This is a genomic window from Thalassotalea sp. G20_0 (genome assembly GCF_017744175.1).
Taxonomy (GTDB): Bacteria; Pseudomonadota; Gammaproteobacteria; order Pseudomonadales; family Endozoicomonadaceae; genus Endozoicomonas.
In genome coordinates this window covers 1-1,018 of sequence record NZ_JAGHQV010000255.1, presented here as the reverse complement: position 1 = coordinate 1,018, position 1,018 = coordinate 1, and the positions used below count along the sequence as shown (strand labels likewise).

Here is a 1,018-nt window from a genome sequence, read left to right as displayed (position 1 = left end):
TACACGAACGGTGCCAAGTAGCTATTGCTCGAGTGCTTTCTTTGACGGTTATAAAACACTTCAATATACTAAAAAATTGCCTGATTAGCGTCTTCTCGGGTCTTAAAATCCTCATGATGAATGAGTTCTGGTTTCAGCTCTTTGGTGGTTAATTTCAAAATCCTCTTTTACAGCCTGAGCTGACATTTGGCTGTACTTCTATGCAAGCGTTTTTGCAAACTTGGTGGTACCTGAGCCAACAATTCCAGCACGATAATGAAGCGGTGCCAGAGTGCCCCCCCCTGACACCCTGATAAACAGAGCGTTCCACAGGTACACACCCATACAGTGTTTCATAGTGCTTTAGCACTTTCCCCTTGTAGCTCCACTTTTGCTGGTTTACGACAATGGGCTCTTTATTGGGTGGTTCAAACAGCTTTAGTAACTCTTGAGTTCCGAGCTGCCCTGCCTCATTCAACGCTCGCTGCAATCCATCTTCAAGATTCATCATGTTGTCAGATTCAATAGGCACTTCATTTGCAGTACAATAGTTTTTGGCTGATGATCAATGATAGATGCAGGCATGGCGGCAGGTTACAACGACGAAAATTGTTTTCATAGTAGTCGTTAATAGAGTGTACTTTTGTTTCAATTAGTCAGAGAGAGCACCCTACTCAGGCGAGTACCGAAAGCAGCTTATGGCGACTGAATAGTGTTAATTAAAATAAGGTCACACTTACGTGACCTTTTCGAACTCTGACTTTTCTTTATCAGATGCCTTGTATAACCAGTCAACCACTGCTGAGCTTGGTTGATAACCATTTACATATCGAAGTAACAATTGACGCGTAACTTTGTAATCATGCCCCTGAAGGGTTTCTGTAATCTCACTTACAACAACCTTGAGATCATCCCAGGAAAGAAACTCTTCATAGGCCCGGGATATTTTTGGGTGCTACGTACTTGTAACCGAATCTCCAATCAATTGCAAAATCTCAAATTGAGATATAAGGTTAACAGTGCATATCATTGCAAAGCG

General features: G+C 42.1%; 1 protein-coding gene and 1 pseudogene. Both read right to left on the bottom strand.

The window, feature by feature from the left end:
• Positions 1-137: pseudogene (locus J7438_RS28085) on the bottom strand (IS3 family transposase); the annotation flags it as partial.
• A 17-nt stretch (positions 138-154) separates the two neighbouring features.
• A complete protein-coding gene (locus tag J7438_RS25890) occupies positions 155-511 on the bottom strand; it encodes a hypothetical protein (protein ID WP_209278913.1) in 357 nt (118 codons plus the stop codon).
• Between the last annotated feature and the right edge of the window lie 507 nt (positions 512-1,018).